Genomic DNA, 15840 nt, shown 5'->3' with positions numbered 1-15840 from the left:
CATCCGACATCCATCCCGCATCAAGCGTTCATCATGTTGCGCGTCGATCCCGCATCAAGCGCGTATCGAGCGCCTATCGAGCCCGTATCAAGCGCGCAGCGCGGCCGCGCATTCCTTGACCAGCGCCGGGCCGCGGTAGATCAGCCCGGTGTAGAGCTGCACCAGCTGCGCGCCCGCGTCGATCTTGGCGCGCGCCTGCGCGCCGTCGAAGATGCCGCCGACGCCGATGATCGGCAGCGCGTCGCCGACCACCGCGCGCAGCGCGCGCACCACCGCGGTGGACGCATCGAACACCGGCCGGCCCGACAGGCCGCCGGCTTCCTCGGCATGCGGCAGGCCCTTGACCGCCTCGCGCGAGATCGTCGTGTTGGTGGCGATCACGCCGTCGATCCGGTGGCGCACCAGCGCGTCGCCGATATTGCCGATCTGGTCGGCGTCGAGGTCCGGCGCGATCTTCAGCGCCAGCGGCACGTAGCGGCGATGCTGGTCGGCCAGCCGCTGCTGCGCGGTCTTCAGCGCCGACAGCAGGCCGTCCAGCTCGCTGGCGCCCTGCAGTTGCCGCAGGTTCTTGGTGTTCGGCGACGAGATGTTGACGGTGACGTAGCTCGCGTGCGGATAGACGCGTTCCAGGCAATACAGGTAGTCGTCGACCGCGCGCTCGATCGGCGTATCGGCGTTCTTGCCGATGTTCAGCCCGAGCACGCCGCCCTCGGCCTTCCAGCGCGACGCGTTGACGTTGGCGACGAAGGCGTCGACGCCGCCGTTGTTGAAGCCCATCCGGTTGATCAGCGCCTCGGCCTTCGGCAGCCGGAACATGCGCGGGCGCGGATTGCCGGGCTGCGGGCGCGGCGTCACCGTGCCGACCTCGATAAAGCCGAAGCCGAACGCGGCCAGGCCGTCGATATAGGCGCCGTCCTTGTCCAGGCCCGCCGCCAGTCCGACCGGATTCGGGAAGCGCACGCCCATCACGGTGCGCGGATCGTCTTCGATGCGGTTGCCGAGGCAGCCGGCCAGTCCAAGGCGTTGCGCGCGGCGCAGGTTGTCGAGGGTCAGATGGTGGGCGTCCTCGGCGTCCATCGAGAACAGGGCGGGACGAAACAGGGGATAGAGCGCGTTGAGCACGGCGGAAATCGGCAGGGAGTCGGGGCAGGGAATCGGAGGCCGGGCGGCCACGGGCGACCAAGCGGAGAGCGGCGGGGCGGGTCCGGCGATGCACCGCGGGCGGGTGGCGGCGCGGTCAGGGCGATATTGTAACGGCAGCGGCGCTTGCGGCGCCGGGGAGGCCGGCGCGGGGGTAGATACCGTGGTGACGCCCTGAAGCGGTGAAGCGGTGATGCGCGGCCGTGGATCGCGCGGTAGAGCGCGAGGGCGTAATGCGCGTGCCGAGCCGCGCGCTCAGGCGCCCTCGGACTCGAACGGCCGCCACTGGTTGCCGACCAGCACCTGCAGCGGCTGGAAGCGCGCCTTGTAGGCCATCTTGCGGCTGTTGGCGATCCAGTAGCCGAGGTACAGATGCGGCAGGCCCAGTTCGCGGGTCTGCTCGATCTGCCACAGGATGTTGTAGGTGCCGTAGCTGGTCTTGGGCTGCAGCGGATCGTAGAAGGTGTAGACCGACGACAGGCCGTCGTCGAGCACGTCGATCATGCTGACCATGCGCAGCTTGCCGGGCTCGGCGGCGTCGGGCGGATCGCGGAATTCGACCAGCCGCGAATTGACGCGGCTCTGCAGCAGGAACTGCTCGTACTGGTCGCGGCTGTCCTGGTCCATGCCGCCGCCGGCGTGCCGCATCGACTGGTAGCGCAGATACAGCGCGTAGTGTTCCTCGACGTAGGTCAGCGGCGCGACCAGCGCCTGCAGATGGCGGTGGCGCTGCCAGGCGCGGCGCTGGCTGCGGTCCGGCTCGAACTGGTCGACCGCGAGCCGGCACGGCGTGCAGGCATGGCAATCGTCGCAATAGGGGCGGTAGGTGAAGACGCCGCTGCGCCGGAAGCCGGCGCGCACCAGGCGGGAATAGACGTCGGCATTGATCAGGTGCGCGGGGGTGGCCACCTGCGAGCGGGCCATGCGGCCTTCGAGATAGCTGCAAGCGTAGGGCGCCGTTGCATAGAACTGCAGCGCGGAAAGGGGCAATTCCTTGAGCTTGCTCATGATCGGATGCTGCCGTCGGGTGCTGCCGCGGTCGGAGCGCGGGGCGCTAGCGCTCGGCCTGGCGCGCCCGTGTCCACCATTCGAGCACCGTCTTGTCGAACCGCCACGGCACGATCTGCGGCTGCGCGGTCGCCGTGCGCAGATGCGCGACGAACTCGCTGCGCGGAATCGGCCGCGCGCCCAGCGAGGCGAGGTGCTCGGTTTCCTGCTGGCAGTCTATCATCGTCACCCCGTGGCCGGCGAGGAAGCCGCACAGCGCCGCCAGCGCGATTTTCGAGGCGTCGGTGCGGCGCGCGAACATCGACTCGCCGTAGAACATGCGGCCCAGCGCGACGCCGTACAGCCCGCCGACGCGCTCGCCGCGATACCAGGTCTCGACCGAATGGGCCATGCCGCGCGCGTGCAGCGCGCCGTAGGCCTCGACGATCTCCGGCGTGATCCACGTGCCGTGCTGCCCCGCGCGCGGGGTCTCGGCGCAGGCGCGCATCACCGATTCGAAATCGTCGTCCACGCGGATCTGCCAGTCGTCCTCGCGCAGCACGCGCTTGAGCGTCTTGCGCAGGCTCAGCGAGACCCGCAGCGCGGTGGGATCGAGCACCATGCGCGGATCGGTGCTCCACCACAGCACCGGCTGGCCCTGCGCGTACCAGGGAAAGATGCCGTGGCGGTAGGCCAGCAGCAGGCGCTGCGGGGTCAGATCGCGGCTCGCGGCCAGCAGGCCGGGGGCTTCGGAGTCGGGGCCCAGCGCGGCATCGACCGGGGGAAACGGATCGTGCGGGTCGAGCCAGGCGATCATGCGCGAGAGGAGGCGAGGGCGCGGGCGAGGGCGCGGTGGAAGGCGCGGTTGAACGGGGCGGGGAGCGCGATCGTCACGGAGGTGGCGCGGTGGCAGCGTGGATGTTGGCTCTGCATGCGGCGCTGAGGGGGGGCTCGGAAGGCGGCCCGGAAGGCGGCCCGCGCGTTCAGGGCTCCACCGTCGCGCGCGCCGCCAGCGGGCGCATCGGCTTGTCGATATCGAGCGTATGCAGCCGGAAGCTGCCATCCGCGATACGCCCGGCCGCACGGTCGGCGAAAAAGCAGCGCAGCGTGTGGATCACGGTGGGGAAGGCCAACTCGTCCCAGGGTACGTCCGCCTCGTCGACCAGCTTGACCTCGAGGCTTTCCTCGCCCGGCGCGATATCGAGGTCTTCCAGCCTGGCCAGATAGAACAGATGGACCTGATGCACGTGCGGCACGTTCAGCATCGAGAACAGCTCGCCGATCTGCACGCGCGCGCCGGCTTCCTCCAGCGTTTCGCGGGCGGCGGCCTGGGCGGTGGTCTCGCCGATCTCCATGAAGCCGGCCGGCAGCGTCCAGAAGCCGTAGCGCGGCTCGATCGCGCGCTTGCACAGCAGGATCTTGTCTTCCCAGACCGGAACCGTGCCGACCACATTGCGCGGATTGACGTAATGGATGGTGCCGCATTGATCGCAGAGATGGCGCGGCCGGTTGTCGCCATCGGGGATGCGCAGCACGACCGCATGGCCGCAGTTCGAGCAGAATTTCATGGATTCGGTCCGGGAGGAATGGGCGCAGTTTATCACCGGCCCTGAGGCGGCACGACCGTGGAGCCGTGACCCTGGCGCACGCTCGAATGAGCGGCAGCGAACTGCGGAAAGCACGCAGAAACAAAAAAGCCGCCCGGTGAATCGGGGCGGCTGCTTTTTGCTGGGTTCTTTTTGCTGTTTCGATCGGTTGGTTGCGGGGGCAGGATTTGAACCTGCGACCTTCGGGTTATGAGCCCGACGAGCTGCCAGACTGCTCCACCCCGCGTCCGTCGAAGAAGTGATTATAGGGCAAGCGCTTTCGCAATGCAACAGGAGATATGAGCGAAAGTATCGTGGGCCGCATTTCAAGCGCTTGCAGGGGCCGCATTGCCGTTCGGGCGTTCCCACAGCACCGCCTCGAACTCGAAATTCTCGCGTTGCAGCAGATCGTCGCGTTGCCAGATCACGCGGTCGGGCCGCACCGTCAGCATCCACGTGGTGGTGACCAGCGGCGCGGGCGAGGAGAAGGCCAGCGGCGTCAGCACGGCGGCGCAATGGCCCTGGCCGGGATCGCGCACCGAGCGGTAGCGGATCAGCCCGAGCCCGGCCTCGCGGGCGACGCGGGCGAAGGCCTGGCAGCCCTCGTAGTGGACCGGGTCCTGCCATTGCGCGGCATCGCGCGCGAACGGCGCCTCGTCCAGCGCGACGCCGTCGGTGCGCACGCCGACCTGGAACAGCGTCTGCGCGCGCGCATCGATGCGCGGCAGTGCGGGACTGTCGCGCAGGAAGCGCCAGCGCCAGTAGCCCAGCTCCGCGCAGGCGGTGCGGATCTCGTCCGCGCCGTAGAACACGCCCGGATCGTGCGCCGCGCGAAAGCGCGAGCCCCACGGCGACGGCGGATAGCGGAACGGCGTGAACAGCAGGTAGTGCAGATGGCGGGCGTAGGAGGGAACCGCCGGTTTGCCGGCATCGAGCACGGCCTCCAGCACAGCCTGCTCTTCGAGGCTGTCGACCAGCGGCATCGTGGAAACCACATGCTGGGCTTCCACCGCCCGCCACAACGTGAGCGCAAACGGCTTGCGCTCAGATGCGACCGCGGGTGGCGTCCAGGTAGTGAACGACACGAACCAGGCCTTCGGTAGTACGGATCAGTTCGAGCGGCTTGCCGCCCAGCGCGAGATTGTCATTGGCCAGCCATAGCCGGGCCTGGTCGCCATGCCCGAGGATGGCATCGAGGGAGCGGAACAGGCGCACGAACAGCACGCCGAACTCCCATTCCTTGCGGTGGTTGTCCAGCACGTAGTGGCCCGAGGCCATGCGCGAGACGGAGGCCGTGCTGATGCCCAGCACGCTGGCGACCACGGCCTGGCTGATACCGAGGAAGCCGGCCGCGCGCATCACGGCCTTGGTCAGGGTTGCCCCGGCATCCGGGGCCCCGGCGGGAAGCTGCTGCCGAAGTTGCTTGGTCTGCATCGCCATGCTCCTGTTTCCTTGGAAACATTATAGGCCACTTGTTTCGCAAGGGAAGCAGGAAAACCACTTTTGCGGGGATTCCTTGCGTACGCCCGTTCGACCGCCGCCTTTCCGGCGCCGTTCCCCGGGGCGGTTCCAGGGCCATTCCTGGGCCGTTCCGGGGCCGTTCCCGCGGCGAAGCAAACCGCGCGTACACCCGGCTGCCGGGAAGGGGCAGCACGGCGATGAAATATAGTGCGAACCGACCGCCGGGGCCGTGGCTCAGGTGCCGGCGCAACGGCCGCCGAGGCCGGTAGCTCGGCGCCGGCGCAAACCGGCCCGCGGCCGCGGCCGTGGCTCAGGCGCCGGCGTCCTGCAGCACCGTCTGCAGCGCCTGCAGCGACGCGTCCAGACTCTGCCCGCTGGTGTCGATCACCGCGTCGGCGCGCGCGTAGAGCGGCGTGCGGGCCTGCAGGATGCGGCGCAGGTCGGCCATCGCCTCGCTGTTGCCCTGCATCGGCCGCATGTCGCCCTGGGCGACCACGCGCGCCATGTGTTCCTCCGGCGAGGTCTTGACCCACACCGTGTAGCAGTTGGCGAGCAGCAGATTGAACGTGGCCGGCTCGGACACCAGGCTGCCCGGCGTCGCCAGCACCAGCCGCTCATGCTCGCGCAGCACGCGTTCCAGCGCGCGCAGTTCGTAGCGGCGGTAGGCGGCCTGGCCGTACAGCGAATGGATTTCCGACAGCGTGGCGCCGGCCTCCTGTTCGATCGCGCCGTTCAGCTCGACGAAGGGCAACTCGCGCGCCGCGGCCAGCGCCCGGCCCAGCGTCGATTTGCCGGCGCCGCGCAGGCCGATCAGCGCGATTCGCTGATGGCGCGCGTCGAAGGGGGCGGACGGTGCGAGGGCATTGCGGCAGGCCTCGCGCACGCGGGCCAGATCGGCGGGCGGCAGTTGCGCGAGCCATTGCAGAAGCTGGCCGAACTCGGCGGCGCGCGCGCCGTTGCCGCCGTCGGCCTCGGCCAGCACCACCGGCAGCGGCACGTTCAGCGCGGCCGCCACCTGCCGCAACAGCAGCACGGAGGCGTTGCCGGTACCGGTTTCGAGATTGGCCAGATAGCGCTCCGAGACCCCGGCCCCGCGCGCCAGATCCTTGCGCGACATGCCGCGGGCCGCGCGCAGCGAGCGGATGCGCTCGCCCAGCTGGGTCAGGTACGGATCGCGCTCGCCGGGGTGGCGGGGCTCGGCGTCGGACAAAGGCGCAGTGGCTTCGGTGGCGCGGCGCATGGCGGGCAAGGGTTGGGAAGGAGGGAAGCAGCGACTGGCGCTGGGTGCGGCATTATAGGGCACATGGGCGGCATACCCCGGGTTCACCCCAAGCCTTTTTCGCTGCCATATAGTGCATTCCTGAGCTTGCATCTTAGTCGATGTGCAATAAAATGCATCAACAACGATAAGGTGCCGCCGCAAATTGCCGCCGGGGCGTGCACCAACGGCCGACAAGAGGCCGCCTTCGGGCCGCCCAAGGAGTGAGACATGACGTCCCCGACCGCTTTGCCGGCGCGCTACAACGCCGCCGCCGATCTGCTGTCGCGCAATCTGGATGCCGGCCGGGGCGACAAGCTGGCCTATCGCGACGACACCGCGACGCTGACCTACGCCGAGCTCGATGCGCGCAGCCGAGGCTTCGCCGGCGCGCTGCTGGCGGCCGGGCTGCGGCCCGAGGAGCGGCTGCTGCTGTGCGCGCTCGACACCATCGATTTCCCCGTGGCGTTTCTCGGCTGCCTGCTGGCCGGCGTGGTGCCGGTTGCCGTCAATACGCTGCTGACGGTGGACGATTACGCCTACATGCTCGAACACAGCGGCGCGCGTGCCGCCGTGGTGTCCGCGCCGCTGCTGCCGGCCCTGCGCGAGGCGGCGCAGCGCGCCGGGGTCGAGCCGCTGTGGATCGTCGCGGCGCCGCTGCCCGACGATGGACACCTGCCGCAAGGCGAGGCGCCCGCGGCGGCGACCGTGGCGGGGCTGGCCGGCAGCGGTACGCCGCTGGCGCACCCTGCGGCCACCGGACCGGACCACATGGCGTTCTGGCTCTATTCATCGGGCTCGACCGGCCGGCCCAAGGGCACCGTCCATACCCACGGCAACCTGTTCCATACCGCCGACCTGTATGCCCGCCAGGTGCTGGGCCTGCGCGAGGACGACGTGGTGTTCTCCGCCGCCAAGCTGTTCTTCGCCTACGGGCTCGGCAACGCCTTGACCTTTCCGCTGTCGGTCGGCGCCACCACGGTGCTGATGGCCGAGCGGCCGACGCCGCAGGCGGTGTTCCGCCGCCTGACCGGGCAGCGGCCGACGGTGTTCTGTGGCGTGCCGACGCTGTTTGCCGGCATGCTGGCCGCCCCCGACCTGCCGGCGCGCGAAGCGGTCGCGCTGCGCGTCTGTACCTCCGCGGGCGAGGCGCTGCCGCGCGATATCGGCGAGCGGTTCCGCGCCCATTTCGGCTGCGACATCCTCGACGGCATCGGCTCGACCGAGATGCTGCACATCTTCCTGTCGAATCGTCCCGGCGACGTCCGCTACGGCACTACCGGCAAGGCGGTGCCCGGCTACGAGCTGAAACTGCTGGACGACGCCGGCCAGCCCTGCGCGCCCGGCGAGATCGGCGACCTGTACATCAAGGGGCCGTCGGCCGCGCTGATGTACTGGGGCAATCGCGACAAGACCCGCGATACCTTCGTCGGCGAATGGACCCGCAGCGGCGACAAGTATCTGTGCGATGCGGACGGTTACTACGTCTATGCCGGGCGCAGCGACGACATGCTGAAGGTCGGCGGCATCTATGTCTCGCCATTCGAGGTCGAGGCGGCGCTGGCGCGCCATCCCGCGGTGCTGGAGGCGGCGGTGATCGGCGTCGAGGACGCCGACCGTCTGGTCAAGCCCAAGGCCTACGTGGTGCTGCGTCCCGGCCACGAATGGCACGACGGCATGGAGGCCGAGCTGCAGGCCTTCGTCAAGAGCAGCCTGGCGCCGTACAAGTATCCGCGCCGGATCGAATGCGTGGCCGAGCTGCCCAAGACCGCGACCGGCAAGATCCAGCGCTTCCGCCTGCGGCAGCGCGAGCGGCAGGCACGCGAGGGCGCGACCGACGCGGAGCAGGCGCGCACGTCCGCGACCGACGCGGCGGGCGCCGTTCCGTCGCCATCCGCGCCATGAGACAGGGTAAGCCGCGATATCCCCGCGGCCCGCGCGTCATTACACTCGGGCGCGAGCCGGTCGGCCCGGTCGCTTCGATAGCCCCGGGGGCCCGCCAGCCTTTGTGGCCGCGGCGCCGGGTTCCACTGCATTGACGCCATCCATGGCGGGGTTTATAACGGCGAAAACTTCAAACCTAAAATAATTGGCGCCGCACCGCCGCGATGCCACGCCCGACCGCAGGCCGCGCCGCATGCAACTTCGCAAGCAACCACGCGGTCTCGGCGGGCAGGCATGGCGCAATGGAACGGACGCCGTCGCACCGTCGCGCGAGCGACCCGCTGAACCACCAGGAGGAGACATCCATGCATCGCTTCATCTCGCGCCGCCTGGCGCCGGCCTGTGTTGCCGTCGCCGCGCTGACGCTGGCGGGCGCCGCCACGGGGCAGCCCGCGCCATCCGCGGCGGCCGGCAAGATCAAGGTCGGCTTCATGCTGCCCTACACCGGCACCTACGCGGCGCTCGGCACGGCGATCGAGAACGGCTTCCGCATGTACGTGCAGGAGCAGGGCGGCCGGCTGGGCGGGCGCGAGGTCGAGTACTTCAAGGTCGACGATGAATCGGATCCGGCCAAGGCGCCCGAGAACGCCAACAAGTTGGTCAAGCGCGACCAGGTCGACGTGGTGGTCGGCACCGTGCACTCGGGCGTGCAGATGGGCATCGTCAAGGTCGCCAAGGAAAGCAACACGCTGCTGATCATCCCGAACGCCGGGGCCGACGAGGCCACCGGTCCGCTGTGCGGGCCCAACATCTTCCGCTCCTCGTTCTCGAACTGGCAGCCCGGCTATGCGATGGGCCAGGTGGTGGCCGAACGCGGCATGAAGCGGGTCGTCACGCTGACGTGGAAGTACGCGGCCGGCGAGCAGTCGGTGCGCGGCTTCAAGGAGGCGTTCGAGGCCAAGGGCGGCAAGATCGTCAAGGAACTGAGCCTGCCGTTCCCCAACGTCGAATTCCAGGCGCAGATCACCGAGATCGCCTCGCTCAAGCCCGATGCCGTGTTCGTCTTCTTCGCCGGCGGCGGCGCGGTCAAGTTCGTCAAGGACTGGGCCGCGGCGGGCCTGAAGGACAAGATTCCGCTGTATGCGTCGGGCTTCCTGACCGACGGCACGCTCGAGGCGCAGGGCGCCGCCGCGCAAGGCCTGGAGACCACGCTGCACTACGCCGACGGCCTGCAGAATCCGCGCGACAAGCAGTTCCGGCTCAATTATGCGAAGGCTTACAAGCTGCAGCCCGATGTCTATGCGGTGCAGGGCTACGACGCCGCGCAGATGCTGGCCGCCGGCGCCAGCGCGGTCAAGGGCGACATGAGCCGCAAGGCGGACGTCTACAAGGCGATCGCCGCGGCGCGCATCGACAGCCCGCGCGGCACCTTCACGCTGTCGCGCGCCCACAATCCGGTGCAGGACTTCTATCTGCGCAAGGTCGAGGGGCGCGAGAACAAGGTCAGCGGCATCGCGGTGAAGGCGCTGGCCGATCCGGCGCGCGGCTGCCGCCTGTAATGTGGGGCTGACCGCGCCAGTCGGCCACTCGATCGCCTGGCTCCTGCATGCCTTAACGGCCGCGGCATACCGGCTCGCGCCGGCCGCGGCCCCGTCAACGACCGATCGCCTCGCATGGACCTCGTCTCCTTCCTGATCCAGTGCCTGAACAGCGTGCAGTACGGCCTGCTGCTGTTCCTGGTCGCCAGCGGCCTGACGCTGATCTTCGGCATCATGGGCGTGATCAATCTCGCCCACGGCAGCTTCTACATGCTGGGCGCCTATCTGGCCTTCACGCTGGCCAGCATGACCGGCAGCCTGTTCATCGCGCTGCCGCTGGGCATCGTGCTGGCGGTCGCGTTCGGCTATCTGCTCGAGTGGGTGTTCTTCAGCTATCTGTACGAACGCGACCACCTGCAGCAGGTGCTGATGACCTATGGACTGATCCTGGTGTTCGAGGAGATGCGCAGCATCCTGGTCGGCGACGACGTGCATGGCGTGCCGGTGCCCCCGCTGCTCGACGGCGCGCTGCCGATCGGCAACGAGATGACCTATCCGGTCTACCGGCTGTTCATCTCGGCGGTGTGCCTGCTGGTGGCCGCGGCGATGTACTACGTGATCCGCCGCACGCGGCTGGGCATGACGATCCGCGCGGGCGCCAGCAATCGCGAGATGGTGCAGTCGCTGGGCGTCAACATCGGCCGGCTGTACCGGCTGGTGTTCGCGCTCGGCGTCGCGCTGGCGGTGCTGGCCGGCATGATCGCCGCGCCGGTGTCGTCGGTCTATCCCGGCATGGGCAGCCAGGTGCTGATCGTCTGTTTCGTGGTGGTGGTGATCGGCGGCATCGGCTCGGTCAAGGGAGCGATGGTCGCCGCGCTGCTGCTCGGCTTCGTCGATACCTTCGGCAAGGTCTTCTGGCAGGAGGCGGCGGGCGTGCTGGTCTATCTGCTGATGGCGATCATTCTGCTCTGGAAACCCCAGGGCCTGTTCAAGGCGGGCTAGCGCGATGGCATCGACACCTCCGACCGATCTCGGCGCCGACATCGGCGCGGCCTTCGACCTGCAGCGGCGCGCCAACCTGCGCTGGACCACGCTGGCGTGGGCGATCGCCTTCGCGGTGCTGGCGGCGCTGCCGCTCGCGCTGGGCGGCGAGGGCAACAAGTTCTACATCGACCTGCTCAGCAAGGTCATGATCATGGCGATCTTCGCGCTGTCGCTGCAGCTGCTGATCGGCTATACGGGGCTGGTCAGCCTGGGCCACGCGGCGTACTTCGCCACCGCGGCCTATGCGACCGCGATGCTGGCGCCGCAGTCCGAGCCGGGCAATGGCTGGTGGCTGCTGGTGGCGGCGGTCGCGGCGGCGTCGGTACTGGCGCTGCTGGTCGGCATGCTGGTGCTGCGCACGCGCGGCATCTACTTCATCATGGTCACGCTGGCCTTCGCGCAGATGGTGTACTTCATCTTCCACGACACCAAGATCGCGGGCGGCAGCGATGGCACCTATATCTATTTCCGGCCCGAGTTCGGCGTGTTCGGCGCGCGTCCGCTCGGCATCGACGATCCCGTGCATTTCTACTGGCTGGTGCTGGGCGCGCTGATCTTCACCGTGGCGGCGCTGGCGATGGTGCTGCGCTCGCGCTTCGGCCACGCGCTGATCGGCATCCGCCACAACGAGCAGCGCATGCGCGCGGCCGGCTTCGCCACCTACCGCTACCAGCTTGGCGCCTTCGTCGCCGGCGGTGCGTTCGCCGGGCTGGCGGGCTATCTGTATGCGATCCAGTTCGGCTTCGTCAATCCGGAGATCGCGTCGTGGCACCAGTCGGGCAACGCGATGCTGATGGTGATCCTGGGCGGCGTCGGCAGCCTGGCGGGCGCGGTGATCGGCGCGTTTTCCTTCGTGCTGCTGGCCGAATGGTTCAGCACGCTGACCAAGCACTGGCAGCTGCTGATGGGCGGCTTCATCATCGCCGCGGTGGCGCTGCTGCCGGGCGGACTGGTCGGATTGGCCGCGCTGTTGCGGCGCCGGCTGGGTGGCGGCGTGGGCCGCGGAGCCGGAGGCAGGGCCGAAGGCAAGGCGGGCGGCAAAGTGAGCGACATGCGGGGAGAGCGGCGATGAACGCGCGCCATGGCAACGAACCGGTGCTGCGCGCGGCCGGACTGACGCGCCGCTTCGGCGGCCTGACCGCGGTGTCCGGCGTCGATCTGGCGTTGGACCTGCATCAGATCCACGCCGTGATCGGCACCAACGGCGCCGGCAAGTCGACGCTGATCAATCTGCTGTCGGGCGAGCTCGCGCCCAGCGCGGGCCAGCTGTTCCTGCACGGCAACGACGTCACCGGCTGGCCGCAGCCGCGGCTCGCCTGCGCCGGCGTGGGACGCAGCTATCAGCGCAACAACGTGTTCGCACCACTGAGCGTGCGCGAGAACTGCCGCCTCGCGGCGCAATCGCGCGCGCAGCGTGCCTGGCGGCTGTGGGAAAGCGCGCAGTCCTGCCGCACCGCGCGCGCGCTCGGCGACGAGGCGATGGAACGAGCCGGTCTCGCGGATTGCGCGGCGCTGCCAGCCATGGCCCTGTCGCACGGCCAGAAGCGCCAGCTCGAGGTCGCGATGTGCCTCGCTACGCAGCCGGTGGCGCTGCTGCTCGACGAGCCGCTGGCCGGCATGGGCGCCGAGGAATCGGCGCGCATGCTGGCGCTGCTGCGCGACCTGCGCGAGGGTCACGCGATCCTGCTGGTCGAGCACGATATGGACGCGGTGTTCGCGGTCGCCGACCGCATCACCGTGATGGTCAACGGCGTGGTGATCGCCTCGGGCGAACCGGCCGCGATCCGGGCCAATCGCGAGGTCCAGCAGGCCTACCTGGGCGACGACGAGGGCGCCGGCGAGCTTGCCGATGTCGCGGACGACGCCAATCCCCATGGCGCAGGCGCCGGCGCGGCCGCCGGCACGCGCAAGGAGTGCGCAGCGTGAAGCCGATGATCGAAGCCACCGGCGTGCAGGCCTGGTATGGCACCAGCCATGTGCTGCGCGGTGTCGACTTTCGCGTCGACGCGGGGGAGACCGTCGGCCTGCTGGGGCGCAACGGCATGGGCAAGAGCACGCTGCTGCGGACGCTGCTCGGCCACGTGACGCAGCGCGCCGGCACCATCGTGGTCGCTGGCCGCGACGTGTCGCGCGCGCGGCCATACGATGTCGCGCGCCTGGGCGTGGCCTACGTGCCCGAAGGCCGCGGCATCTTCCCCAACCTGTCGGTGCGCGAAAACCTGCTGATGGCGGCGCGCAAGGGCTGCAACGGCCGCAATGACTGGGACGAGACGAGGGTGCTCGACCTGTTCCCGCGGCTCAGGGAGCGGCTGGACCACGGCGGCCAGCAGCTGTCCGGGGGCGAGCAGCAGATGCTGTCGATCGGCCGCGCGCTGATGACCAACCCCGACTGCCTGATCCTGGACGAGGCGACGGAAGGGCTGGCCCCGAAGATCGTGCGCGAGATCTGGGACGTGATCGCCGCCGTGCGCGGCACCGGCATCTCCACCGTGGTGGTCGACCGCAACTATCGCGCCGTGCTGGCACAGGCCGACCGCGTGGTGGTGCTGGAGAAGGGCCTGGTCGCGGCCAGCGGCCCCGCGGCCGAGCTGGCGGCCACGCCCGGCCTGCTCGAACGGTATCTCGGCGTCTGACCACCGCGATGGTCGTCTGCACCCGCGGCCGTATCTGGCGCGGCGAAGAAGGAATACATGGCAGACATGGGCAGGGCCGACAAGGCGGACAGTCAGGCATGGCGGACAGGGCGGACACCAAACGGCGCGAATACCGCGGGTCGCGCCGTTTTTCTATGGCGGGCACGCCACACCTCGGGCTTGACCGAGCGCCGCTTCGCTCGCATCCTTGCGTTCCTGGGTAGGGCGAACGCCGGCCAGCCAACGTCTTCACGCGCCACCCGCGGCGCGCCCGACACGGTCTCAAAAAGATTCCTGATGACGCTGCCGGCCCGTTTCCACTAGAATGGCGCCCGATTGTGCATTGCAAAAAAATCCTCGAACGATGCGGCCGGCCGCGGCATAGTGCGCCTCCCGCTCCGAATCCATGACACAACCCACCACGAGCCATTATTTCGTCGAGACGCCCAGCATGCGCATGCTGGTACTCGCGGCGATCGGTGTCGTCTTCGGCGATATCGGCACCAGTCCCCTCTATGCATTGAAGGAGTGCTTCAGCGCCGAGCATGGCATTCCGTTCAGTCCCGAAGCGGTGATGGGCGTGATCTCGCTGCTGTTCTGGGCGATGATCCTGGTGGTCTCCATCAAGTACGTCGTGTTCGTGATGCGCGCGGACAACGACGGCGAGGGCGGCGTGCTCGCGCTGATGGCGCTGGCGCTGCGCAGCGCCGCACCGCGCACGCGGCGGGCCAAGGTGCTGATGATGCTGGGCATCTTCGGCGCCTGCATGTTCTACGGCGATGCGGTGATCACGCCGGCCATCTCGGTGCTCTCCGCCGTGGAAGGCATCGAGATCGCGACGCCCGCGCTGTCGCACTACGTCATTCCGATCACCCTGGCGATCCTGCTGGTGCTGTTCCTGCTGCAGCGGCGCGGCACCTCGTCGGTGGGCAAGCTGTTCGGTCCGATCATGATGGTGTGGTTCCTGTCGCTCGGCGGGCTGGGCATCTACCACCTGATCGAGTCGCCCGCCATTCTGTCCGCGATCAATCCGCTGTACGGCGTGCGCTTCCTGATCGAACATTCGCTGCAGGCGTTCATCGTGCTCGGCGCGGTGTTCCTGGTGCTGACCGGCGCCGAGGCGCTGTACATCGACATGGGCCATTTCGGTCCCGCGCCGATCCGCCGGGGCTGGTTCGCCATCGTGATGCCCTGCCTGATGCTGAACTACTTCGGCCAGGGCGCGATGCTGCTGGGCGACCCCAGCGCGGTGCGCAATCCGTTCTACCTGATGGTGCCCGACCTGCTGCTGATCCCGATGGTGCTGCTGGCCACCTGCGCCGCGGTCATTGCCTCGCAGGCGGTGATTTCGGGTGCGTTTTCGCTGACCAGCCAGGCGATCCAGCTCGGCTTCATTCCGCGCATGCGCATCCGCTACACCTCGGAAGCCGAGATCGGCCAGATCTATCTTCCGGTGATCAACTGGGTGCTGCTGGTGGCCGTCGTGCTGGTGGTGCTGGCCTTCAAGAAGTCGGAGAACCTGGCCGCCGCCTACGGCATCGCCGTGACCACGACGATGGTGATCACCACGCTGCTGTCGATCGTCGTGATGCGCCACGTGTGGAAATGGCCGCCGGCGGTGGTGGGAGCGGCGGGCGCCGCCTTCCTGGTGATCGACCTGTCGTTCCTGTCGGCCAATCTGCTGAAGATCGCGGAGGGCGGCTGGTTCCCGCTGCTGCTGGGCAGCGCCGCCTTCTTCCTGCTGATGACGTGGTACGGCGGCCGCAAGCTGCTACGCGCGCGCAGCCTGGAGGAGGGCATTCCGCTCGAGCCCTTCATGGCCGGCCTGCTGGCCCATCCGCCGCACCGCGTCGAGGGCACCGCGGTCTTCCTGACCGGCAACACCGAATTCGTGCCGGTCTCGCTGCTGCACAACCTGAAGCACAACCGCGTGCTGCATGAGCGCGTGGTGTTCCTGAGCTTCGTCACACGCGACATTCCCTATGTCGACGACGATCACCGGCTCAGTTGCAAGGACCTCGGCGGCGGCGTCTTCATCCTGAAGTCCGAGTACGGCTTCAAGGAAACCCCCGACGTGCACAAGGTGCTCGACCTGTCCAAGCGCAAGCTCGACATGGAGTTCGAGCTGATGGAGACCTCGTTCTTCATCGCGCGCGAGTCGGTGATCCCGTCGCGCCTGCCCGGCATGCCGATGTGGCGCGAGACGCTGTTCGCGTGGATGCATCAGAACGGCGCCAAGCCTTCGGACTTCTTCCGCATTCCGGCCAACCGGGTGGTGGAGCTGGGTACCAAGGTCGAGATCTGACCGC

The 15840-nt window shown here is 68.7% G+C and carries 14 protein-coding genes and 1 tRNA gene; 7 read left to right on the top strand and 8 right to left on the bottom strand.

Features of this window, described 5'->3' with window-relative positions:
* Nucleotides 1–87: 87 nt before the first annotated feature.
* From F1599_RS10920 to F1599_RS10885, 8 genes are all read right to left on the bottom strand, one after another.
* Complete coding sequence (locus F1599_RS10920; RefSeq protein WP_150083090.1) at nucleotides 88–1122, bottom strand: quinone-dependent dihydroorotate dehydrogenase; 1035 nt, start codon at nucleotides 1120–1122, stop codon at nucleotides 88–90.
* A 273-nt stretch (nucleotides 1123–1395) separates the two neighbouring features.
* Nucleotides 1396–2148: an arginyltransferase gene (locus tag F1599_RS10915; protein WP_149318899.1), complete on the bottom strand. Its 753-nt coding sequence runs from the start codon at nucleotides 2146–2148 to the stop codon at nucleotides 1396–1398.
* 46 nt (nucleotides 2149–2194) lie between these two features.
* Nucleotides 2195–2944 carry a leucyl/phenylalanyl-tRNA--protein transferase gene (aat, locus tag F1599_RS10910; protein WP_149318898.1) on the bottom strand — a complete coding sequence of 250 codons (750 nt, stop codon included), beginning with the start codon at nucleotides 2942–2944 and terminating at the stop codon, nucleotides 2195–2197.
* A gap of 166 nt (nucleotides 2945–3110) precedes the next feature.
* A complete protein-coding gene (locus tag F1599_RS10905) occupies nucleotides 3111–3695 on the bottom strand; it encodes an NUDIX hydrolase (protein WP_053821981.1) in 585 nt (194 codons plus the stop codon).
* Between the two features lie 188 nt (nucleotides 3696–3883).
* Nucleotides 3884–3960: transfer RNA gene (locus F1599_RS10900), tRNA-Met, on the bottom strand.
* A 79-nt stretch (nucleotides 3961–4039) separates the two neighbouring features.
* Nucleotides 4040–4798: an RES family NAD+ phosphorylase gene (locus F1599_RS10895; protein ID WP_150083088.1), complete on the bottom strand. Its 759-nt coding sequence runs from the start codon at nucleotides 4796–4798 to the stop codon at nucleotides 4040–4042.
* Nucleotides 4758–5153, bottom strand: coding sequence for an antitoxin Xre/MbcA/ParS toxin-binding domain-containing protein (locus F1599_RS10890; RefSeq protein ID WP_370639503.1), 396 nt, complete (start codon nucleotides 5151–5153; stop codon nucleotides 4758–4760). The genes F1599_RS10895 and F1599_RS10890 overlap by 41 nt, the downstream gene beginning before the upstream one ends.
* A gap of 331 nt (nucleotides 5154–5484) precedes the next feature.
* Entirely contained in the window at nucleotides 5485–6414 is a 930-nt protein-coding gene (locus F1599_RS10885) for a helix-turn-helix transcriptional regulator (protein WP_150083085.1), read from the bottom strand.
* Nucleotides 6415–6663: 249 nt separating this feature from the next.
* Between F1599_RS10885 and F1599_RS10880 the strand changes: the two genes are divergently transcribed.
* From F1599_RS10880 to F1599_RS10850, 7 genes are all read left to right on the top strand, one after another.
* A complete protein-coding gene (locus F1599_RS10880; protein WP_150083082.1) occupies nucleotides 6664–8337 on the top strand; it encodes a benzoate-CoA ligase family protein in 1674 nt (557 codons plus the stop codon).
* A 344-nt stretch (nucleotides 8338–8681) separates the two neighbouring features.
* Nucleotides 8682–9875, top strand: coding sequence for an ABC transporter substrate-binding protein (locus tag F1599_RS10875; protein ID WP_149318894.1), 1194 nt, complete (start codon nucleotides 8682–8684; stop codon nucleotides 9873–9875).
* Between the two features lie 114 nt (nucleotides 9876–9989).
* Complete coding sequence (locus F1599_RS10870; protein WP_149318893.1) at nucleotides 9990–10856, top strand: branched-chain amino acid ABC transporter permease; 867 nt, start codon at nucleotides 9990–9992, stop codon at nucleotides 10854–10856.
* A gap of 4 nt (nucleotides 10857–10860) precedes the next feature.
* On the top strand, nucleotides 10861–11970 hold the full coding sequence (locus F1599_RS10865) for a branched-chain amino acid ABC transporter permease (RefSeq protein ID WP_223819571.1): 1110 nt from the start codon (nucleotides 10861–10863) through the stop codon (nucleotides 11968–11970).
* Nucleotides 11967–12824, top strand: a complete 858-nt coding sequence (locus F1599_RS10860; RefSeq protein WP_150083080.1) for an ABC transporter ATP-binding protein — start codon at nucleotides 11967–11969, stop codon at nucleotides 12822–12824. The genes F1599_RS10865 and F1599_RS10860 overlap by 4 nt, the downstream gene beginning before the upstream one ends.
* A 5-nt stretch (nucleotides 12825–12829) precedes the next feature.
* The gene (locus F1599_RS10855) at nucleotides 12830–13531 is read left to right on the top strand and encodes an ABC transporter ATP-binding protein (protein ID WP_149318956.1); all 702 of its coding nucleotides are present in this window, start codon (nucleotides 12830–12832) and stop codon (nucleotides 13529–13531) included.
* A gap of 406 nt (nucleotides 13532–13937) precedes the next feature.
* A complete protein-coding gene (locus tag F1599_RS10850) occupies nucleotides 13938–15836 on the top strand; it encodes a potassium transporter Kup (protein WP_150083078.1) in 1899 nt (632 codons plus the stop codon).
* The last annotated feature ends 4 nt before the right edge of the window (nucleotides 15837–15840 follow it).

Origin of the sequence: Cupriavidus cauae (assembly GCF_008632125.1) — a bacterium.
GTDB lineage: Bacteria > Pseudomonadota > Gammaproteobacteria > Burkholderiales > Burkholderiaceae > Cupriavidus > Cupriavidus cauae.
The sequence above is the reverse complement of the archived record's forward strand: the minus strand, read 5'-3'. Positions and strand labels throughout refer to the sequence as shown.